19 protein-coding genes and 2 pseudogenes are annotated in these 20920 nt (G+C 69.7%); 17 read left to right on the top strand and 4 right to left on the bottom strand.

What is annotated here, in order from left to right:
* The first annotated feature begins 209 nt into the window (after nt 1-209).
* The 12 genes from ABTY98_RS27785 to ABTY98_RS27730 all read left to right on the top strand — a co-directional run bounded on the left by ABTY98_RS27785 (nt 210) and on the right by ABTY98_RS27730 (nt 12794).
* Nucleotides 210-773 carry a LemA family protein gene (locus ABTY98_RS27785; protein WP_352223732.1) on the top strand — a complete coding sequence of 188 codons (564 nt, stop codon included), beginning with the start codon at nt 210-212 and terminating at the stop codon, nt 771-773.
* Nucleotides 774-900: 127 nt separating this feature from the next.
* A complete protein-coding gene (gene pdxS, locus ABTY98_RS27780; protein ID WP_128789220.1) occupies nt 901-1806 on the top strand; it encodes a pyridoxal 5'-phosphate synthase lyase subunit PdxS in 906 nt (301 codons plus the stop codon).
* Complete coding sequence (pdxT, locus tag ABTY98_RS27775; protein WP_352223731.1) at nt 1806-2408, top strand: pyridoxal 5'-phosphate synthase glutaminase subunit PdxT; 603 nt, start codon at nt 1806-1808, stop codon at nt 2406-2408. Before pdxS ends, pdxT begins: the two co-directional genes overlap by 1 nt.
* A 52-nt stretch (nt 2409-2460) precedes the next feature.
* Nucleotides 2461-3213 carry a YebC/PmpR family DNA-binding transcriptional regulator gene (locus ABTY98_RS27770; RefSeq protein ID WP_352223729.1) on the top strand — a complete coding sequence of 251 codons (753 nt, stop codon included), beginning with the start codon at nt 2461-2463 and terminating at the stop codon, nt 3211-3213.
* 142 nt (nt 3214-3355) lie between these two features.
* A complete protein-coding gene (ruvC, locus tag ABTY98_RS27765) occupies nt 3356-3895 on the top strand; it encodes a crossover junction endodeoxyribonuclease RuvC (protein WP_352223727.1) in 540 nt (179 codons plus the stop codon).
* Entirely contained in the window at nt 3892-4497 is a 606-nt protein-coding gene (gene ruvA / locus ABTY98_RS27760) for a Holliday junction branch migration protein RuvA (RefSeq protein WP_352223726.1), read from the top strand. The genes ruvC and ruvA overlap by 4 nt, the downstream gene beginning before the upstream one ends.
* A 27-nt stretch (nt 4498-4524) precedes the next feature.
* The gene (ruvB, locus tag ABTY98_RS27755) at nt 4525-5592 is read left to right on the top strand and encodes a Holliday junction branch migration DNA helicase RuvB (protein WP_352223725.1); all 1068 of its coding nucleotides are present in this window, start codon (nt 4525-4527) and stop codon (nt 5590-5592) included.
* Between the two features lie 319 nt (nt 5593-5911).
* Nucleotides 5912-6451 (top strand): preprotein translocase subunit YajC, encoded by a 540-nt coding sequence (yajC, locus tag ABTY98_RS27750; RefSeq protein WP_352223724.1) that lies wholly within the window; start codon nt 5912-5914, stop codon nt 6449-6451.
* Between the two features lie 141 nt (nt 6452-6592).
* Nucleotides 6593-8383: a protein translocase subunit SecD gene (gene secD, locus ABTY98_RS27745; RefSeq protein WP_352223723.1), complete on the top strand. Its 1791-nt coding sequence runs from the start codon at nt 6593-6595 to the stop codon at nt 8381-8383.
* Between the two features lie 3 nt (nt 8384-8386).
* The gene (gene secF / locus ABTY98_RS27740; protein WP_352223722.1) at nt 8387-9493 is read left to right on the top strand and encodes a protein translocase subunit SecF; all 1107 of its coding nucleotides are present in this window, start codon (nt 8387-8389) and stop codon (nt 9491-9493) included.
* On the top strand, nt 9490-10029 hold the full coding sequence (locus ABTY98_RS27735) for an adenine phosphoribosyltransferase (protein ID WP_352223721.1): 540 nt from the start codon (nt 9490-9492) through the stop codon (nt 10027-10029). The genes secF and ABTY98_RS27735 overlap by 4 nt, the downstream gene beginning before the upstream one ends.
* Before the next feature lie 236 nt (nt 10030-10265).
* Nucleotides 10266-12794: a RelA/SpoT family protein gene (locus tag ABTY98_RS27730; RefSeq protein WP_352223720.1), complete on the top strand. Its 2529-nt coding sequence runs from the start codon at nt 10266-10268 to the stop codon at nt 12792-12794.
* A gap of 68 nt (nt 12795-12862) precedes the next feature.
* Here the strand turns inward: ABTY98_RS27730 and ABTY98_RS27725 are convergent, their stop codons facing one another.
* A complete protein-coding gene (locus ABTY98_RS27725; protein ID WP_352223719.1) occupies nt 12863-14092 on the bottom strand; it encodes a DUF349 domain-containing protein in 1230 nt (409 codons plus the stop codon).
* 135 nt (nt 14093-14227) lie between these two features.
* Nucleotides 14228-15046 (bottom strand): peptidylprolyl isomerase, encoded by an 819-nt coding sequence (locus ABTY98_RS27720; protein ID WP_352223718.1) that lies wholly within the window; start codon nt 15044-15046, stop codon nt 14228-14230.
* A gap of 178 nt (nt 15047-15224) precedes the next feature.
* On the opposite strand from ABTY98_RS27720, the gene ABTY98_RS27715 reads away from it, so the two are divergent.
* Nucleotides 15225-15932, top strand: coding sequence for an MBL fold metallo-hydrolase (locus tag ABTY98_RS27715; protein ID WP_352223717.1), 708 nt, complete (start codon nt 15225-15227; stop codon nt 15930-15932).
* Between the two features lie 12 nt (nt 15933-15944).
* A complete protein-coding gene (gene hisS, locus ABTY98_RS27710; protein ID WP_352223716.1) occupies nt 15945-17207 on the top strand; it encodes a histidine--tRNA ligase in 1263 nt (420 codons plus the stop codon).
* A 42-nt stretch (nt 17208-17249) separates the two neighbouring features.
* Here the strand turns inward: hisS and ABTY98_RS27705 are convergent.
* A pseudogene (locus tag ABTY98_RS27705) lies at nt 17250-17399 on the bottom strand (LuxR C-terminal-related transcriptional regulator); the annotation flags it as partial.
* Nucleotides 17392-17787: pseudogene (locus ABTY98_RS27700) on the bottom strand (ATP-binding cassette domain-containing protein); the annotation flags it as partial. The pseudogenes ABTY98_RS27705 and ABTY98_RS27700, both read right to left, overlap by 8 nt.
* Before the next feature lie 142 nt (nt 17788-17929).
* On the opposite strand from ABTY98_RS27700, the gene ABTY98_RS27695 reads away from it, so the two are divergent.
* The 3 genes from ABTY98_RS27695 to rpsD all read left to right on the top strand — a co-directional run bounded on the left by ABTY98_RS27695 (nt 17930) and on the right by rpsD (nt 20904).
* A complete protein-coding gene (locus ABTY98_RS27695; protein ID WP_352223715.1) occupies nt 17930-18586 on the top strand; it encodes a vitamin K epoxide reductase family protein in 657 nt (218 codons plus the stop codon).
* A 43-nt stretch (nt 18587-18629) separates the two neighbouring features.
* Nucleotides 18630-19985 carry a replication-associated recombination protein A gene (locus ABTY98_RS27690; protein ID WP_352223714.1) on the top strand — a complete coding sequence of 452 codons (1356 nt, stop codon included), beginning with the start codon at nt 18630-18632 and terminating at the stop codon, nt 19983-19985.
* Between the two features lie 304 nt (nt 19986-20289).
* On the top strand, nt 20290-20904 hold the full coding sequence (gene rpsD, locus ABTY98_RS27685; RefSeq protein WP_351707197.1) for a 30S ribosomal protein S4: 615 nt from the start codon (nt 20290-20292) through the stop codon (nt 20902-20904).
* Nucleotides 20905-20920 lie beyond the last annotated feature (16 nt).

Below are 20920 nucleotides of genomic sequence, written 5' to 3'. Positions count from 1 at the left end.
ACAGTCCGCCCCCAACACAGGCCCCACCCACCCCTGGTGGGCGAGCGTCACGAATGTCCCACAACCACACTCAGCGACTTCGCCAACGGAATCAGGGCTGGGTTTTGCGGGTGTGGTCCGGGATGCGCGGGATTGGGAGCCCGTGCGGGGTGCGGGTTGCGTGGGACTGAGTCCACGGGTGCGTCGGCGGGCCGCTACCGTGTGCGCCCGTGACCGCAACCCTCATCTGGACGCTCTGGATCCTCGCCGCCCTTGTCGCGACCGGCCTCTACCTGAGCTGGACCGCGGGGCGGCTCGACCGGCTGCACGCGCGTATCGACGCCGCTCGCGCCGCCCTCGACGCCCAGCTGCTGCGGCGCGCCTCCATCGCCCAGGAGCTGGCGACCTCGGGAGTGCTGGATCCCGCCGCGTCGATCGTGCTGTACGAGGCCGCGCACGCCGCCCGGCAGGCCGAGGAGGACCAGCGGGAGGTCGCCGAGAGCGACCTCAGCCAGGCCCTGCGTGCGGTGTTCGAGCATCCGCAGCAGGTCGAGGAGGTCCGTGCGGCCCCCGGCGGCGAGGCCGCGACGGGCGAGCTGGCCGAGGCCGTGCGCCGGGTGCCGATGGCCCGCCGCTTCCACAACGACGCAGTCGGCGCGGCCCGCCGGCTGCGCGAGCACCGCAAGGTCCGCTGGTTCCGGCTGGCCGGATACGCCCCCTTCCCGATGGCCTTCGAAATGGACGACGAGCCGCCCGCCGCACTGGTGGACCGGGGCGCCGGATCCGCCTCCTGAGCTGGGGCCGGCCGACCCGGGCAGGCCAAAAGGAGCCACCGGCTGGCCATTGGCCCTTGCTGTGGACTGGTCCACTCACGTTTCCTCGGTATTTGCAGAAACCCTCTTTCACCCAGTGAGGTCACCCGTGTCCACCACCGAGAACCAGGCCCCCGAGACCGGCACCGCCCGCGTGAAGCGCGGCATGGCGGAGCAGCTCAAGGGCGGCGTGATCATGGACGTCGTCACACCGGAGCAGGCGAAGATCGCCGAGGACGCGGGTGCCGTCGCCGTCATGGCCCTCGAGCGGGTCCCGGCCGACATCCGCAAGGACGGCGGAGTGGCCCGGATGTCCGACCCGGACATGATCGAGGGCATCATCGACGCGGTCTCCATCCCGGTCATGGCCAAGTCCCGGATCGGCCACTTCGTCGAGGCCCAGGTCCTCCAGTCGCTCGGCGTCGACTACATCGACGAGTCCGAGGTCCTCACCCCGGCCGACGAGGTCAACCACTCCGACAAGTGGGCCTTCACCACCCCCTTCGTCTGCGGCGCCACCAACCTCGGTGAGGCCCTGCGCCGGATCGCCGAGGGCGCGGCCATGATCCGCTCCAAGGGCGAGGCCGGCACCGGCAACGTCGTCGAGGCCGTCCGTCACCTGCGCCAGATCAAGGGCGAGATCGCCAAGCTCCGCGGTTGCGACAACAACGAGCTGTACGCCGCCGCCAAGGAGCTGCGCGCCCCCTACGAGCTGGTCAAGGAGGTCGCCGAGCTCGGCAAGCTCCCGGTGGTGCTGTTCTCCGCCGGCGGTGTCGCCACCCCGGCCGACGCGGCCCTGATGCGCCAGCTCGGCGCCGAGGGCGTCTTCGTCGGCTCCGGCATCTTCAAGTCGGGCGACCCGGCCAAGCGCGCCGCCGCCATCGTCAAGGCGACCACCTTCTACGACGACCCGAAGATCATCGCCGAGGCGTCCCGCAACCTCGGCGAGGCCATGGTCGGCATCAACTGCGACACCCTCCCCGAGACCGAGCGCTACGCGAACCGGGGCTGGTGATGACCACTCCCGTGGTCGGCGTGCTCGCGCTCCAGGGCGACGTACGGGAGCACCTCGTCGCCCTGGCCGCGGCCGACGCCGTGGCCAGGCCGGTCAGGCGCGCCGAGGAACTCGCGGAGGTGGACGGCCTGGTCATCCCGGGCGGCGAGTCCACCACCATCTCCAAGCTGGCCGTCCTGTTCGGCGTGATGGAGCCCCTCCGTGCGCGTGTGCGGGCCGGAATGCCCGTCTACGGCACCTGCGCGGGCATGATCATGCTCGCCGACAAGATCCTCGACCCGCGCTCGGGCCAGGAGACGATCGGCGGCATCGACATGATCGTGCGCCGCAACGCCTTCGGACGGCAGAACGAGTCGTTCGAGGCGGCGGTCGACGTGCGCGGGATTGACGGCGATCCTGTAGAGGGCGTGTTCATCCGTGCCCCCTGGGTCGAGTCGGTCGGTGCCGAGGCCGAGGTGCTCGCCGAGCACGACGGCCACATCGTCGCGGTCCGCCAGGGCAACGCGCTCGCCACGTCGTTCCACCCGGAACTCACCGGCGACCACCGTGTGCACTCCCTGTTCGTCGACATGGTGCACGCGAACCGGGCGACGGAGTCCTAGTAGGATCTCTGGCGTTCGTTGCAGAGATGGGTTACGCGAAGGAGACAGGCAGATGTCCGGCCACTCTAAATGGGCCACGACGAAGCACAAGAAGGCCGTGATCGACGCCAAGCGCGGCAAGCTCTTCGCGAAGCTGATCAAGAACATCGAAGTCGCGGCGCGCATGGGTGGCGTGGATCTCGAAGGAAACCCGACGCTGTACGACGCCGTCCAGAAGGCCAAGAAGCAGTCGGTTCCGAACAAGAACATCGACTCCGCGATCAAGCGTGGCGGTGGCCTCGAGGCCGGCGGTGCCGAATACGAGACGATCATGTACGAGGGCTACGGCCCGAACGGCGTCGCCGTGCTCATCGAGTGCCTCACCGACAACCGCAACCGCGCCGCCTCCGACGTGCGCGTGGCGATGACCCGCAACGGCGGCAACATGGCCGACCCGGGCTCGGTGTCGTACCTGTTCAACCGCAAGGGCGTCGTGATCGTCCCCAAGGGCGAGCTGACCGAGGACGACGTCCTGGGCGCGGTGCTCGACGCGGGCGCCGAGGAGGTCAACGACCTGGGCGAGTCCTTCGAGGTGCTCAGCGAGGCCACCGACATGGTCGCGGTCCGCACCGCCCTTCAGGAGGCCGGGATCGACTACGACTCCGCCGAGGCCAACTTCGTCCCGACCATGCAGGTCGAGCTGGACGAGGAGGGCGCCCGGAAGATCTTCAAGCTGATCGACGCCCTTGAGGACAGCGACGACGTGCAGAACGTCTTCGCCAACTTCGACGTCAGCGACGAGGTCATGGAGAAGGTCGACGCGTAACGCGGCCGCGGGCCGAGCGGTTTCGGCGGGCCGGTGGGACACGTCCCACCGGCCCGCCGCTGTTGTCGGTGGCAGCGGATAGCCTGCACGAACTGGGGGTACCGCCCAGCGGTGGCTCGGGGAGAACGACGGGAGGGGCGCGGTGCGAGTACTCGGGGTGGACCCGGGACTGACCCGATGCGGTGTCGGGGTCGTCGAGGGGGTCGCCGGGCGGCCGCTGACCATGGTCGGCGTCGGTGTCGTGCGTACGCCCGTGGACACTGAGCTCGGCCCTCGCCTCGTCGCCATCGAGCAGGGCATCGAGCAGTGGCTGGACGAGCACCGGCCCGAATACGTCGCCGTGGAGCGCGTGTTCAGCCAGCACAACGTACGGACCGTGATGGGCACCGCACAGGCCAGTGCCGTCGCCATGCTGTGCGCCGCCCGCCGGGGCATCCCGGTAGCCCTGCACACCCCCAGCGAGGTCAAGGCCGCAGTCACCGGCTCCGGGCGCGCCGACAAGGCCCAGGTCGGCGCCATGGTCACCCGGCTGCTCAGACTGAGCGCCCCGCCCAGGCCGGCCGACGCCGCCGACGCCCTCGCGCTCGCCATCTGCCACATCTGGCGTGCCCCCGCCCAGAACCGACTCCAGCAGGCCGTCGCCCTGCACGCAGCCAACGCAACGAAAGGCCGTACGGCATGATCGCCTTCGTGAGCGGCCCGGTCGCCGCCCTCGCCCCGGACTCCGCGGTCGTCGAGGTGGGTGGGATCGGCATCGCCGTCCAGTGCGCTCCCAACACCCTGTCCGGGCTGCGGATGGGCCAGCAGACCAAGCTCGCCACCTCTCTCGTCGTACGGGAGGACTCGCTCACCCTGTACGGCTTCGCCGACGACGACGAGCGGCAGACCTTCGAACTGCTGCAGACGGCGAGCGGCGTCGGGCCCCGGCTCGCCCAGGCCATGCTGGCGGTGCACAGCCCCGACGCCCTGCGCCGGGCCGTCGCCACCGGCGACGAGAAGGCTCTCGTCGCTGTCCCCGGCATCGGCAAGAAGGGCGCCCAGAAGCTGCTCCTCGAGTTGAAGGACCGGCTCGGCGAGCCCCTCGGCGCCCCCGCGATCGGCGCACCCGTCAGCCAGGGCTGGCGGGACCAGCTGCACGCCGCGCTGATCGGCCTCGGCTACGCGACCCGGGAGGCCGAGGAGGCCGTCACCGCCGTCGCCCCGCAGGCCGAGGCCGCCGGGGGCACCCCTCAGGTCGGCCAGCTGCTCAAGGCGGCCCTGCAGACCCTCAACCGCGCCCGCTGACCCCACCACCGCTGAGGCACATCACTTATGAACTGGGACGACACGACCGACACCGGCGCCGACTCGGAGCGGCTGGTGGGTGCTGTCGCCGACCGTGAGGACCAGGCCGTCGAGGCCGCCCTGCGTCCCAAGGACCTCGGCGAGTTCATCGGCCAGGAGAAGGTCCGCGAGCAGCTCGACCTGGTCCTGCGGGCCGCACGCGCGCGAGGCGCCACCGCCGACCATGTGCTGCTCTCCGGCGCGCCAGGCCTGGGCAAGACCACCCTCTCCATGATCATCGCGGCGGAGATGGGCGCGCCCATCCGCATCACCTCGGGCCCCGCCATCCAGCACGCCGGCGACCTGGCCGCGATCCTCTCCTCCCTCCAGGAAGGCGAGGTCCTCTTCCTCGACGAGATCCACCGCATGTCCCGGCCCGCCGAGGAGATGCTGTACATGGCGATGGAGGACTTCCGGGTAGACGTCATCGTCGGCAAGGGCCCGGGCGCGACCGCCATCCCCCTGGAGCTGCCCCCGTTCACCCTGGTCGGCGCCACCACCCGCGCGGGACTGCTGCCCCCACCGCTGCGCGACCGTTTCGGTTTCACCGCGCACATGGAGTTCTACGAGCCGCGGGAACTGGAGCGGGTGGTACACCGCTCGGCGAAACTCCTAGACGTCGAGATCGATCCGGCCGGCGCCGCCGAGATCGCCGGCCGCTCTCGTGGCACGCCCCGGATCGCCAACCGGCTGCTCCGCCGCGTCCGCGACTACGCGCAGGTCAAGGCGGACGGGCTGATCACACGCGAGATCGCGCACGCCGCGCTGGCCGTCTACGAGGTGGACGAGCGTGGCCTCGACCGCCTCGACCGCGCGGTCCTGGAGGCCCTGCTCAAGCTGTTCGGCGGCGGCCCGGTCGGCCTGTCCACGCTCGCCGTCGCGGTGGGGGAGGAGCGCGAGACGGTCGAGGAGGTCGCCGAGCCCTTCCTGGTCCGCGAGGGCCTGCTCGCCCGCACCCCGCGCGGCCGGGTCGCCACGCCCGCCGCCTGGGCACACCTGGGCCTGACCGCCCCACGGGGGACGGGACCCGGCCAACAGGACCTGTTCGGCACGTGACACCGGGCGGACGCCCGAACGCCGGCGCGCATCCCACCGCAGACCGCCTTCGCGCCTTCCGTGGGATGTGTCCCGCCTCTCCAATACCCCTGACCGCCGGTCTCCCGCCGCCCGCCCCGCCCGGCCCGTGGGCAGACGTGATCTCTTCGTGACGGCGGGGCATTGGCGGGCGCAGGAACCCAGGTGCCATGCTGAGCGTTGTTCCATGCGCGCGGACTCGCTTAGACTCCGCCGATGCTGCCCTTCGCGGGCGGCGCCGACCACACCCCCATCATCCAGGCCGCTCACTGCCGCGGCTGCGCGAAGGAAATTCCGTCTCGTGAATACCTTGCCTCTTCTCTTCTTCATCGTCCTTATCGCGGCCATGTTCCTGATGACGCGTTCCAACAGGAAGCGCCAGCAGCAGGCCAAGCAGATGCGGAACGAGATGCAGCCCGGCAGTGGCGTCCGCACCATCGGGGGCATGTACGCGACGGTCAAGGAAGTCAACGAGGACACGGTCCTCCTCGACGCCGGCCCGGGCATCGACCTCCTCTTCGCGAAGAACGCGATCGGCGCGGTCCTCACGGACGACGAGTACAACCGCATCGTGCACGGCATCGAGCACGACCTGAAGTCCGACACCGCCATCGTCCCGGACGACGCCTCCTCCCTCACCGAGACCGACGACGAGCCCGCCGGCGCTGCCGCCGCCTCCGGCGACAAGGCCGTCGACTTCGGAAAGAAGGACGTGGCCGAGGAGAAGGCCGACGAGAAGGCCGAGGACACGGTGGAGGACAAGGCCGAGGAGGCGGAGCCCACCGAGGCGAAGGCCGACGAAGAGCCGAAGAAGACCGACGGCGACTCCGACGTGAAGTAGCCGTGTCCCGGGGAGCACGGCGCGCATCACGCGCGCCGGCCGCGCCCCGGGCGCGTCTGTTTCCCGGACGGGATCCCGACACCATGTCATGGCCGACCGCACCGACCAGGCGCGCGGCGGCCCGAGAGGGAGTACGAGAAGGTGGCAGCACCTAAGAGGGGCCGGAGCGCGAGCGCTCAGAGCAAGCCAGGACGCTCGCTGGCCCTCATCCTGATCGCCATCGTGGCGCTCACCGGGGGAATGTTCGCCTCCGGAAACACCACTCCGCGTCTCGGTATCGACCTGGCCGGTGGTACGAGCATCACGCTTCAGGCGAAGAACGAGCCGGGCCAGCCCAACGCGATCAACAAGACCAACATGGACACCGCGGTCTCCATCATGAACCGCCGTGTCAACGGTCTGGGTGTGTCTGAAACGGAGGTTCAGACCCAGGGCACCAGCAACATCATCGTCAACATCCCCAAGGGCACGAACTCCGAAGAGGCCCGCAAGCAGGTCGGCACCACCGCGAAGCTGTACTTCCGCCCGGTCCTGGCCCAGGAGGCCAGTGCCGGCGCCGCGTCCAGCGCCTCCCCGAGTGCGTCCTCCAGCGGCAGCTCCAGCGCCTCCCCGAGCCCGTCGAGCAGCGCGTCGGCGTCCGAGAAGGCGACCGGGTCGTCCTCCGCCTCGCCGTCGTCGTCCGCCACCTCCCAGGGCCGCGCCGTCACGGACGCCCTGAAGGCCGGCTCCACGCCTTCCTCCTCGGCCTCCGCGAGTTCGTCCGCGAGCCCCTCCGCCTCCTCCTCGGCGTCCGCGAGCGCCTCCGCCGCGGCCTCGAAGCTCGAGGCCGAGTACACCGCGCTGGACTGCTCCAAGGCCGCGCAGCGCGCCAAGGCCGGCAAGACCGCCAAGCCGAGCGACTCCACGGTGGCCTGCGGCCAGGTCTCCGGCGTCTGGTACAAGTACGTGCTCGGCCCGGCCGCCGTCAACGGCACCGACGTCAAGAAGGCCCAGGCCGTCTTCAACACGCAGAGCGCGGCCGGCTGGCAGGTCCAGATGACCTTCACCTCCGGCGGCGGCAAGAAGTTCGCCGACGTGACCGGCGAGCTCGCCAAGAACTCCCAGCCGCCGCAGAACGAGTTCGGCATCGTCCTCGACGGCGAGGTCGTCTCCAGCCCGACCGTGAGCCAGGCCATCACCGGCGGCCAGGCGGAGATCTCGGGCAGCTTCACCCAGACGGAGGCCCAGAGCCTCGCCAACATGCTGTCGTACGGCGCGCTCCCGCTCTCCTTCAAGACGCAGAGCGTCACCACCGTCACCGCCGCCCTCGGCGGCGACCAGCTGCACGCCGGTCTGCTGGCCGGTGCCGTCGGTCTCGCGCTCGTCGTGATCTACCTGGTGGCCTTCTACCGCGGTCTGTCGCTTGTCGCGATCCCCTCGCTGCTGGTGTCCGCGATCCTCACCTACACGATCATGTCGCTGCTCGGCCCCACCATCCACTTCGCGCTGAACCTGCCGGCCGTCTGCGGTGCGATCGTCGCGATCGGCATCACAGCGGACTCGTTCATCGTGTTCTTCGAACGCATCCGGGACGAGATCCGCGAGGGCCGCACACTGCGCCCCGCCGTCGAGCGGGCCTGGCCGCGCGCCCGGCGCACCATCCTGGTCTCCGACTTCGTGTCGTTCCTGGCCGCCGCCGTGCTGTTCATCGTGACCGTCGGCAAGGTCCAGGGCTTCGCGTTCACCCTCGGTCTGACCACCGTGCTCGACGTGGTCGTCGTCTTCTTCTTCACCAAGCCGCTGATGACGCTCCTCGCCCGGCGTAAGTTCTTCGCGAGCGGCCACAAGTGGTCCGGGCTCGACCCGAAGGGCCTGGGCGCCAAGGCGCCGCTGCGCCGTACCCGCCGTCCCGCCGGTCCTGCCGCCGGCCCTGTCGATCCGAAGGAAGCGTGAGCGATGTCGAAACTCGGCAACCTCGGCGCCCGACTCCACCGCGGCGAGATCAGCTACGACTTCGTCGGCAAGCGCAAGATCTGGTACGGCATCTCCATCCTGATCACCATCACGGCCATCGTCGGCCTGGCGGTGCGCGGCCTGAACATGGGCATCGACTTCCAGGGCGGCGCCGTCTTCACCACCTCGAAGACCAGTGTCTCGGTGGCCCAGGCGGAGACCTACGCGTCGCAGGCCTCCGGCCACGAGGCGGTCGTGCAGAAGCTCGGCACGGGCGGTCTGCGCATCCAGATCGCCGGCATGGACACCGCGAAGTCGGACGAGACCAAGACCGAGCTGGCCAAGGACATGAAGGTGGACCCCGAGTCCATCGCCGCCGACCTGGTCGGCCCGAGCTGGGGTCAGGAGATCGCCAACAAGGCCTGGGAGGGCCTCGGCATCTTCATGGTCCTCGTGGTGATCTACCTGGCGATCGCCTTCGAGTGGCGGATGGCGCTCGCGGCCCTGGTCGCGCTGATCCACGACATCACCATCACGACCGGTATCTACGCCCTGGTCGGCTTCGAGGTCACGCCCGGCACGGTCATCGGTCTGCTGACGATCCTCGGTTACTCGCTCTACGACACGGTCGTCGTCTTCGACAGCCTCAAGGAGCAGACGAAGGACATCACCAAGCAGACCCGCTTCACCTACAGCGACATCGCCAACCACTCGATCAACGGCACCCTGGTCCGTTCGATCAACACCACGATCGTCGCGCTGCTGCCGGTCGCGGGCCTGCTGTTCATCGGCGGCGGCTTCCTCGGCGCGGGCACGCTCAACGACATCTCGCTGTCGCTGTTCGTCGGTCTCGCCGCCGGTGCGTACTCCTCGATCTTCATCGCCACGCCGCTCGTCGCCGACCTCAAGGAGGCCGAGCCGCAGATGAAGGCCCTGAAGAAGCGCGTCCTCGCCAAGCGCGCCCAGGCCGCCGCCGAGGAGGAGATGGCCGAGGCCCGGTTCGACGGCTCCGAGGGCCCGGAGGACGCCGCTCCGGCCGTCGTGGGCCCGCGCAACCAGCCCGCGTCCCGCACCCGGGGCCGTAACCGACCCTCCGGGAAGCGCCGATGACCGACATCAGGGAGCTGCTCCTCAGCCGTATCCGCGATGTGGCCGACTACCCGGAGCCGGGCGTGATGTTCAAGGACATCACCCCGCTCCTGGCGGACCCGGCGGCGTTCACGGCGCTCACCGACGCCCTCGCCGAGATCGCCGAGCGCACCGGCGCCACCAAGGTCGTCGGTCTGGAGGCCCGGGGCTTCATCCTGGGCGCCCCGGTCGCCGTCCGGGCCGGCCTCGGCTTCATCCCGGTCCGCAAGGCGGGCAAGCTCCCCGGGGCGACCCTGCGCCAGGCCTACGACCTGGAGTACGGCTCGGCCGAGATCGAGGTGCACGCCGAGGACCTCGGCGAGGACGACCGGATCCTGATCGTCGACGACGTCCTCGCCACCGGCGGCACCGCCGAGGCCTCGGTCCAGCTCATCCGCCGGGCGGGCGCCGAGGTCGCGGGTCTCGCCGTTCTCATGGAACTGGGATTCCTGGGCGGCCGCGCCCGCCTGGCACCGGCCCTGGACGGAGCGCCGCTGGAGGCCCTCCTCCAGGTCTGAGCGCCGTACAACTGATCGAACGGCCGTCCTCGGGGGCGGCCGTTCGCGTCTGTCCAGGGCCTGCCCAGGGCCTCCGCAACCCCCAGGACACCCCGGGGGAATCCTTCGGCAGCCTCCCGTGTTTCTCCCGTATACGGTCCTCCGTTCGGCCTCCAGGCGATGACATGGCCCAGGATCGCTACCATGGGCACTCCGGAGCCTGACCGGGGGACCCGGACCGCGCACGAGGAGCCCTCTTGCCAGACGAGGCCCAGCCACTGACCGCCGCCAAGCCCGAGCCCGCCTCGGCGCCCGCGGCCAAGCCCGCGCCGAAGGTGTCGCAGACGAAGAACGACACCCGCGGGCCGGTCGAGCACGCCCAGTCCGCGCCCGCCGAGAAGTCGGCCGAGACCTCGCGCCCCAAACCGGCTCCCGCCGAGCGCCCGGTGGCCCGCCCCAACAGTGGCCAGCCCCCGCGCACCGGTTCCTCCAACCGCGTCCGCGCCCGTCTTGCCCGTCTCGGCGTGCAGCGCGCGAACCCGTACAACCCGGTCCTGGAACCCCTGCTGCGCATAGTCCGCAGCAACGACCCCAAGATCGAGAACGCCACGCTGCGCCAGATCGAGCGCGCCTACCAGGTCGCCGAGCGCTGGCACCGCGGCCAGAAGCGCAAGAGCGGCGACCCGTACATCACCCACCCGCTCGCGGTGACCACCATCCTCGCCGAGCTGGGCATGGACCCGGCGACCCTGATGGCGGGCCTGCTGCACGACACCGTGGAGGACACCGAGTACGGCCTGGAGGACCTGCGCCGCGACTTCGGTGACGTCGTCGCGCTGCTCGTCGACGGCGTCACCAAGCTCGACAAGGTCAAGTTCGGCGAGGCCGCACAGGCCGAGACCGTGCGCAAGATGGTCGTCGCCATGGCCAAGGACCCACGCGTCCTGGTCATCAAGCTCGCCGACCGCCTGCACAACATGCGCACCATGCGCTACCTCAAGCGCGAGAAGCAGGAGAAGAAGGCGCGGGAGACTCTGGAGATCTACGCGCCGCTCGCCCACCGCCTGGGCATGAACACCATCAAGTGGGAGCTGGAGGACCTCGCGTTCGCGATCCTCTACCCCAAGATGTACGACGAGATCGTCCGGCTGGTGGCCGAGCGGGCACCGAAGCGTGACGAGTACCTGGCCATAGTGACCGACGAGGTCCAGGCCGACCTGCGCGCCGCCCGGATCAAGGCGACCGTCACCGGCCGCCCGAAGCACTACTACAGCGTCTACCAGAAGATGATCGTCCGCGGCCGGGACTTCGCGGAGATCTACGACCTGGTGGGCATCCGCGTCCTGGTGGACACCGTCCGCGACTGCTACGCGGCCCTGGGCACCGTCCACGCGCGCTGGAACCCGGTTCCGGGACGCTTCAAGGACTACATCGCGATGCCCAAGTTCAACATGTACCAGTCGCTGCACACGACGGTCATCGGCCCCAACGGCAAGCCCGTCGAACTCCAGATCCGGACGTTCGACATGCACCGCCGCGCCGAGTACGGCATCGCCGCGCACTGGAAGTACAAGCAGGAGGCCGTCGCCGGCGCCTCCAAGGTCCGTACCGACGTGCCGAAGTCGTCCGGCAAGGGCAAGGACGACCACCTCAACGACATGGCGTGGCTGCGCCAGTTGCTCGACTGGCAGAAGGAGACCGAGGACCCCAGTGAGTTCCTGGAGTCCCTGCGCTTCGACCTGTCCCGCAACGAGGTCTTCGTCTTCACTCCCAAGGGCGATGTCATAGCGCTCCCGGCCGGAGCCACCCCCGTCGACTTCGCGTACGCCGTGCACACCGAGGTGGGCCACCGCACGATAGGCGCGAGGGTCAACGGCCGCCTGGTTCCGCTCGAATCCACCCTGGACAACGGCGACCTGGTCGAGGTCTTCACCTCCAAGGCACCCGGCGCCGGCCCCTCCCGCGACTGGCTCGGTTTCGTCAAGTCACCGCGCGCCCGCAACAAGATCCGTGCCTGGTTCTCCAAGGAGCGCCGGGAAGAGGCGATCGAGCAGGGCAAGGACGCCATCGTCCGCGCGATGCGCAAGCAGAACCTGCCGATCCAGCGCATCCTCACCGGCGACTCGCTGGTCACGCTCGCGCACGAGATGCGCTACCCGGACATCTCCTCGCTGTACGCGGCGATCGGCGAGGGCCATGTCGCCGCGCAGAACGTCGTGCAGAAACTGGTGCAGGCGCTCGGCGGCGAGGAGGCGGCCACCGAGGAGATCGACGAGTCGGTCCCGCCGACCCGCGGCCGCCGCAGCAAGCGCCGCAGCAACCAGGACCCCGGTGTGGTCGTGAAGGGCGTCGACGACGTCTGGGTCAAACTGGCCCGCTGCTGTACGCCCGTACCCGGTGACCCGATCATCGGCTTCGTCACACGCGGGAGCGGTGTATCGGTGCACCGCAGCGACTGCGTCAACGTGGACTCACTGTCCCGCGAGCCCGAGCGCATCCTCGACGTCGAGTGGGCGCCCACCCAGTCCTCGGTCTTCCTGGTCGCCATCCAGGTCGAGGCCCTGGACCGCTCCCGGCTCCTCTCCGACGTCACCCGCGTCCTGTCCGACCAGCACGTCAACATCCTCTCCGCGGCCGTCCAGACCTCCCGCGACCGGGTGGCCACCTCCCGCTTCACCTTCGAGATGGGCGACCCCAAGCACCTGGGCCACGTCCTGAAGGCCGTACGGGGCGTGGAGGGCGTGTACGACGTCTACCGGGTGACCTCGGCGCGCAACCGGTCGTAGAAGCACGCATACGACGAGAGGGGCCCCGTACACGGCGTACGGGGCCCCTCTCGTCGTATGTTGCGGCCTCAGCCGCCGAACTCCTGCAGGCCCTTCAGAGCCTGGTCCAGGAGCGCTTGGCGGCCCTCCAGCTCACGCTCCAGCTTCTCCGCCTTGGAGGTGTTGCCCTGGGCGCGGGCCTGGTCGATCTGCGTCCTCAGCTTGTCCACCGCGGCCTGCAGCTGGCCGGTCAGACCCGCGGCACGCGCGCGTGCCTCCGGGTTGGTCCGGCGCCACTCGGCCTCCTCGGCCTCCTGGATGGCCCGGTCGACCGTGTGCATCCGGCCCTCGACCTTCGGACGCGCGTCGCGCGGCACATGGCCGATGGCCTCCCAGCGCTCGTTGATCGAGCGGAAGGCGGACCGCGCGGACTTCAGGTCCGTGATCGGCAGGAGCTTCTCGGCCTCGGCGGCCAGCTCCTCCTTCAGCTTCAGGTTCTCGGTCTGCTCCGCGTCCCGCTCGGCGAAGGCCGAGCCACGGGCCGCGAAGAACACGTCCTGGGCACCGCGGAAGCGGTTCCACAGGTCGTCCTCGTGCTCGCGCTGGGCGCGGCCGGCGGCCTTCCACTCCGTCATCAGCTCGCGGTAGCGCGCGGCCGTCGGACCCCAGTCCGTCGAGTCCGACAGCGACTCGGCCTCGGCGACCAGCTTCTCCTTGGCCTTGCGGGCGTCCTCGCGCTGTGCGTCCAGCTGCGCGAAGTGCGCCTTGCGGCGCTTGGAGAACGCCGACCGGGCGTGCGAGAAGCGGTGCCACAGCTCGTCGTCCGACTTGCGGTCCAGGCGCGGCAGCCCCTTCCAGGTGTCCACCAGCGCGCGCAGCCGCTCACCGGCCGACCGCCACTGGTCGGACTGGGCCAGCTGCTCCGCCTCGACGACCAGGTCCTCCTTGGCCTTGCGGGCCTCGTCGGACTGCTTGGCACGCTGGGCCCGACGCTCCTCGCGACGCGACTCTACGGTCTTCACCAGCTCGTCGAGCCGGTCCCGCAGCGCCTGCAGATCACCGACCGCGTGGTGCGCCTCCACCTGCTCGCGCAGGTGGTCGATGGCGGCCTGGGCGTCCTTCGCGGACAGGTCGGTGGTGCGTACTCGCTTTTCGAGGAGGCCGATCTCGACAACCAGGCCCTCGTACTTGCGCTCGAAGTAGGCCAGCGCCTCGTCGGGGGAGCCGGCCTGCCAGGAACCGACGACCTGCTCGCCGTCGGCTGTACGCACGTACACGGTCCCCGTCTCGTCGACGCGGCCCCACGGGTCGCTGCTCACAGCGCCTCCTCCACATGATGCCCGCGAGGGGCCTCAGCGCCCCCGGGCATCGTCCACAGTTTCGTCACGGCCAACATAGGCGACCGGCGGGTTGCCTGTCCGCATCCCGCGCGACCGAAATTCCGCAGTTGGACCTCAGGATTTCGTGACCGTCGCCTTGTTGATGACGACCGTCGCGTTCGGGGCCCCGTCACCGGCTCCGGTGCTCTCGCCGGCGGCGGCGATCTTCTTGAGGACCTTCAGTCCGGCCGCGTCGACCGTGCCGAACGGGGTGTAGCTGGCCGGCAGCTGGCTGTCCTGGTAGACGAGGAAGAACTGGCTGCCGCCGGTGTGCTTCTGACCGGTGTTGGCCATCGCGATCGTGCCCGCCGGGTAGACCCCGCCCTTCAGGCTTTTGTCCTTCAGGTTCTCGTCGGGAATCGTGTACCCGGGGCCGCCGCTGCCAGTACCCGTCGGGTCGCCGCACTGGAGCACGTAGATGCCGTTGGTGGTGAGCCGGTGGCACTTGGTGTGGTCGAAGTAGCCCTTCGACGCGAGGAAGTCGAACGAGTTCACCGTGTGCGGGGCCGCCGCCGTCTTCAGCGCGATGTCGATGTCACCGCATGTCGTCGCCAGCTTCATCGTGTAGTCGGCGGACGTGTCGATCGTCATCGCCGGCTCCTTCTTCCAGCTCAGCTTCTTCACCGAGCCGGCCGCGGCCTTCTCGCACGGGTCCGGTGCCTTGCTGGTGGGCGTGGCGCTGGGTGTCGTCTGCGAGCTGGCGTTCGCCTTGGCGTCGTTCTTCAGCGCGCCGGTCGTGTAGATCACGACAACGCCGATCACGATCACGGCGAGCACGGACGCGATCACGGAGTTGCGCATGCGTGACTTGCGCCGTGCGCTGGTGCGCCGCTGCTGCTGCCGCAAGAACTTCTCCCGGGCGAGCTGACGCCGCCGCTGCTCCTGGCTGACCACCGGGTTCTCTCCTCATGCGTGTCGTATGTCGACCGGTACGCGTGCGTCCTGTGCGCTGTGTGAGCCGACCACTGCGTGTAGCCCCGTACCGTATATGGGTTCGCTGAGGAAACGGCAGCGCCGGTAGGCTCTGGACCACAGCTGGTAGCCACCCGAATCGACACAACGAAGGACGATCGTGCTCATTGCCGGGTTCCCCGCCGGGGCCTGGGGGACGAACTGTTATCTCGTCGCCCCCGCCGCCGGCGCGGAGTGCGTGATCATCGACCCCGGCCACCAGGCCGCCCAAGGCGTCGAGGAAGCACTGAAGAAGCATCGGCTCAAGCCCGTCGCCGTCGTCCTCACCCACGGCCACATCGACCACGTGGCCTCGGTCGTCCCCGTGTGCGGCGCGCACGACGTGCCGGCCTGGATCCACCCCGAGGACCGGTACATGATGAGCGACCCCGAGAAGGCGCTCGGCCGGACCATCGGCATGCCGCTGATGGGCGAGCTGACGGTGGGGGAGCCGGACGACGTGTTCGAACTGGCCGACGGCGCGAAGCTGGAGCTGGCCGGACTCGAACTCTCCGTCGCGCACGCGCCGGGCCATACCAGGGGGTCGGTGACCTTCCAGATGCCGGAGACGGCCGACATCCCCTCGGTCTTCTTCTCGGGCGATCTGCTCTTCGCCGGCTCCATCGGACGCACGGACCTGCCGGGCGGCTCCATGGACGACATGCTGGCCTCGCTGGCCCGTGTCTGCCTGCCGCTCGACGACTCAACCGTGGTGCTGTCCGGCCACGGCCCCCAGACGACCATCGGCCAGGAGCGTGCCGTCAACGCCTATCTGCGGCAGGTGGCGGCCGGCCTCGGGAGCGTGGACGCTCCCCGACGAGGAATGTGACGAGAGAGCTTCGTGAGTACCTTCCAGGCCCCCAAGGGCACCTACGACCTGATCCCGCCGGAGAGCGCCAAGTACCTGGCCGTCCGTGAGGCGATCGCCGCGCCGCTGCGCGACTCCGGCTACGGCTACATCGAGACGCCCGGCTTCGAGAACGTCGAACTGTTCGCGCGCGGGGTGGGCGAGTCGACCGACATCGTCACCAAGGAGATGTACGCGTTCGAGACGAAGGGCGGCGACAGACTGGCGCTGCGCCCCGAGGGAACCGCGTCCGTCCTGCGCGCCGCCCTCGAGGCGAACCTGCACAAGGTCGGCAACCTCCCCGTCAAGCTCTGGTACTCCGGCTCGTACTACCGCTACGAGCGCCCGCAGAAGGGCCGTTACCGTCACTTCTCCCAGGTCGGCGCCGAGGCGATCGGTGCGGAGGACCCTGCACTTGACGCCGAGTTGATCATCCTGGCCGACCAGGCGTATCGCTCGCTGGGCCTGCGCGACTTCCGCATCCTGCTGAACAGCCTGGGCGACAAGGAGTGCCGGCCGGTGTACCGCGCGGCCCTGCAGGACTTCCTGCGCGGCCTGGACCTGGACGAGGACACCCTCCGCCGAGCGGAGATCAACCCCCTCCGCGTCCTGGACGACAAGCGCGAGTCGGTCCAGAAGCAGTTGGGCGACGCCCCCCTGCTCCGCGACTACCTCTGCGACGCGTGCAAGGCGTACCACGAGGAGGTCCGCGAACTGATCACGGCCGCGGGCGTGGCCTTCGAGGACGACCCGAAGCTGGTCCGCGGCCTCGACTACTACACCCGTACGACCTTCGAGTTCGTCCACGACGGTCTGGGCTCCCAGTCCGCGGTGGGCGGCGGCGGCCGCTACGACGGCCTCTCCGAGATGATCGGCGGCCCCGCGCTGCCGTCCGTCGGCTGGGCGCTCGGCGTCGACCGCACGGTCCTCGCCCTGGAGGCCGAGGGCGTGGAACTGAACCTCCCCTCCGCCACCAGCGTCTTCGCGGTACCCCTGGGCGAGGAGGCGCGCCGGGTCCTGTTCGCCAAGGTCACGGAGCTCCGCCGGGCGGGCGTCGCGGCGGACTTCTCCTACGGCGCCAAGGGCCTCAAGGGCGCGATGAAGAGCGCCAACCGCAGCGGGGCCCGCTACACGATCGTCGCCGGCGAGCGTGACCTCGCCGAGGGTGTCGTCCAGCTGAAGGACATGGAGTCCGGCGAGCAGACGGCGATCGGCGTGAACGAGATCGTGGCGGAACTGGAGTCGAGGCTGGGCTGAGCCCGGCGGAGTGAGGGGGCGCGAGTCCCCTCACTCCAGCAACTCCCCGATGAAGAGCCGGCGGCCGATCTCCGCGTTCGTGCAGCCGTCGGCCACCAGGCGCAGTACCGCAGTCTCCCGCTCCGAGAGACGGGGGCGCTCTGGCCGCACCCTCAGCCGGTCCACCAGGCGCGCCGCCACCGAGGGTGCCGTCTGGTTCCGTCCACTCGACGGTGGCGCCGGTGGTGCCCTCGTCCGCGAGGAGCCGGGTCAGGTACCAGAACTGGTGCCTGGCCGCCGGGTCGAAACCGGTCGTCGGCTCGTCGAGGAGAAGCAGCTCGGGGTCGCCGATCACACCGAGCGCCACGTCCAGGCGCCGGCGCCGGCCGCCCGAGAGGCCCTTGATCCGGCTGTTCGCCTTACCGTACCGTCTCGCGGACCGTCAACTCGGCGGGCGCCGATTCGTCCTGCCCGACGATTCTCACCCGGGACCGCCATTGGGCCCGAGCAGGCCGAACACCTCGCCCCGCCGGATGCCCAGATCGATGCCGTCCACCGCGGTCACGCCCCCGTACCGCTTGCGCAGCCCCCGGACGTCCACCACGCGTTCGTTCGCAGCGAACCCACCGGGACCACCGGTGCGTGCTTCCTTATGTCCACCGAACGGTGGACAGGGCGCCTCGTGCGGCACAATGGCCCCTGCCCGAAGAAGTTCCAACTCTCAAACAGACGGAATCGGCGTGATGAGCAAGACGACAGTCAACGACGTCTCCACCGAGCCCGGGCCCGAGCAAGCCTCCGCAGCACCGCGCACCGAGGGCGGCGGCATCGCCTTCGGTCTGCTGCTGATCATCACCGGTGCCGCCGGCCTGCTGGCCGCCTGGGTCATCACGATCGACAAGTTCAAGCTGCTGGAAGCCAAGGTCGAGGGCAAGACGTTCACCCCCGGCTGCAGCCTCAACCCGGTCGTCTCCTGCGGCAGCGTCATGGAGTCCAAGCAGGCCGCCGCCTTCGGCTTCCCGAACCCGATGCTCGGCCTGGTCTGTTACGGCATCGTCGTCTGCGTCGGCATGAGCCTGCTGGCCCGCGCCCGCTTTCCGCGCTGGTACTGGCTGACCTTCAACTTCGGCACGCTCTTCGGCGTCGGCTTCTGCACCTGGCTGCAGTTCCAGTCCCTGTACCGGATCAACGCGCTGTGCCTGTGGTGCTCGCTGGCCTGGGTCGCCACGATCGTCATGTTCTGGTACGTGACCTCCTTCAACGTCCGCAAGAGCTTCCTGCCGGCCCCGAACTGGCTGAAGTCGTTCTTCGGCGAGTTCACCTGGGTGCTGCCGGTCCTGCACATCGGCATCATCGGCATGCTGATCCTGACCCGCTGGTGGGACTTCTGGACCAGCTGACAGCGCGCGCCGCATTGTCAGTGCCGTGTTTTAGGGTTTCAGCGTGGAACCCGACCTGTTCACCGCAGCCGCAGAAGAACGCCAGGAGAAGGACCCGACCGGCAGCCCCCTGGCGGTGCGGATGCGCCCACGCACCCTAAACGAGGTGGTGGGCCAGCAGCATCTGCTGAAGCCGGGGTCCCCGCTGCGCAGACTGGTCGGCGAGGGCTCCGGCGGCCCGGCCGGCCCCTCCTCGGTGATCCTCTGGGGCCCGCCCGGCACCGGCAAGACGACCCTCGCGTATGTCGTCTCCAAGGCGACCAACAAGCGGTTCGTGGAGCTCTCCGCGATCACCGCGGGCGTCAAGGAGGTCCGCGCGGTCATCGACGGCGCCCGCCGCGCCACCGGGGGATACGGCAAGGAGACCGTCCTCTTCCTGGACGAGATCCACCGTTTCAGCAAGGCCCAGCAGGACTCCCTGCTCCCGGCGGTCGAGAACCGCTGGGTCACCCTGATCGCGGCGACCACCGAGAACCCGTACTTCTCGGTGATCTCCCCCCTGCTCTCCCGCTCCCTGCTCCTCACCCTCGAACCGCTCACCGACGACGACGTCCGGGGGCTCCTCAGAAGGGCCCTGACCGACGAGCGCGGCCTCAAGGACTCCGTCGCCCTCCCCGAGGACACCGAGGAGCACCTGCTGCGGATCGCCGGCGGCGACGCCCGCCGCGCCCTGACCGCCCTGGAGGCCGCCGCCGGAGCCGCCCTCGACAAGGGCGAGCCGGAGATCGGTCTCCAGACCCTCGAAGAGGTCGTCGACCGGGCCGCCGTCAAGTACGACCGGGACGGCGACCAGCACTACGACGTGGCCAGCGCCCTCATCAAGTCCATCCGGGGCTCCGACGTCGACGCGGCCCTGCACTACCTGGCCCGCATGATCGAGGCCGGCGAGGACCCCCGCTTCATCGCCCGCCGTCTGATGATCTCCGCCAGCGAGGACATCGGGCTCGCCGATCCGGGCGCCCTGCCGATAGCCGTGGCCGCCGCCCAGGCCGTCGCCATGATCGGCTTCCCCGAGGCCGCCCTCACCCTCAGCCACGCCACCATCGCCCTCGCCCTGGCTCCCAAGTCCAACTCCGCGACCATGGCTATCGGCGCCGCCCTGGAGGACGTACGCAAGGGACTGGCCGGACAGGTGCCCCCGCATCTACGCGACGGGCACTACAAGGGCGCCGCCAAGCTCGGGCACGCGCAGGGGTACGTCTATCCGCACGACCTGCCGGAGGGCATCGCCGAGCAGCAGTACGCCCCGGACCCGATCAAGGACCGCGAGTACTACACCCCGACCCGGCACGGCTCCGAGGCGCGGTACGCGGACGCGGTCGAGTGGACCCGGAAGCACCTGGGTCGCAGACGGTCCTGAGCAGCCTGTAGAATCCCTCGAAGCGCTGAGTCCCGCGCTGTCAGAGCGGGACAGTCGGCCGGAGCCTCCGCAAGGGGGCCCCAGGAGCGTCGCGCACCGTCGAACGGTGTCGCGGGCAGCCCACCACCACCCGCCGTACGGCGGGAGCGGCCGGTGGGCCACTCGCGTGCTGCACGTATGTGCCCAGACCAGGGGAGCGGCTGCCCACCAGGCCCGGCAACGGGTTCCGGAGGGTTTCCCCGGCTGCGGATTGCGACCTCCCTTAACCCTGACAAGCCGGATATCAGAAGGAAGAAAGAGACAAGTGGCGAACCAGTCCCGCCCCAAGGTCAAGAAGTCGCGTGCCCTCGGCATCGCGCTGACCCCGAAGGCCGTCAAGTACTTCGAGGCCCGTCCCTACCCGCCGGGTGAGCACGGCCGCGGCCGCAAGCAGAACTCGGACTACAAGGTCCGTCTGCTGGAGAAGCAGCGTCTGCGCGCGCAGTACGACGTGTCCGAGCGCCAGCTCGTCCGCGCCTACGAGCGTGCCTCCAAGGTGCAGGGCAAGACCGGTGAGGCTCTGATCATCGAGCTGGAGCGCCGCCTCGACGCGCTGGTCCTGCGTTCGGGCATCGCCCGCACGATCTACCAGGCCCGCCAGATGGTCGTCCACGGCCACATCCAGGTCAACGGCCAGAAGGTCGACAAGCCGTCCTACCGCGTGCGTCCGGACGACGTCATCCAGGTCCGTGACCGCTCGAAGGACAAGACGCTCTTCCAGATCGCCCGTGAGGGTGGCTTCGCCCCCGACGGCGAGATCCCGCGCTACCTGCAGGTGAACCTCAAGGCCCTGGCGTTCCGCCTGGACCGCGAGCCCAACCGCAAGGAAGTTCCGATCATCTGCGACGAGCAGCTCGTCGTCGAGTACTACGCCCGCTGATCCCAGCCCCGGCATA

It is taken from the genome of Streptomyces sp. NPDC096040 (assembly GCF_040303265.1).
Classification (GTDB): domain Bacteria; phylum Actinomycetota; class Actinomycetes; order Streptomycetales; family Streptomycetaceae; genus Streptomyces.
This window is presented reverse-complemented; position numbering and strand designations above follow the sequence as displayed.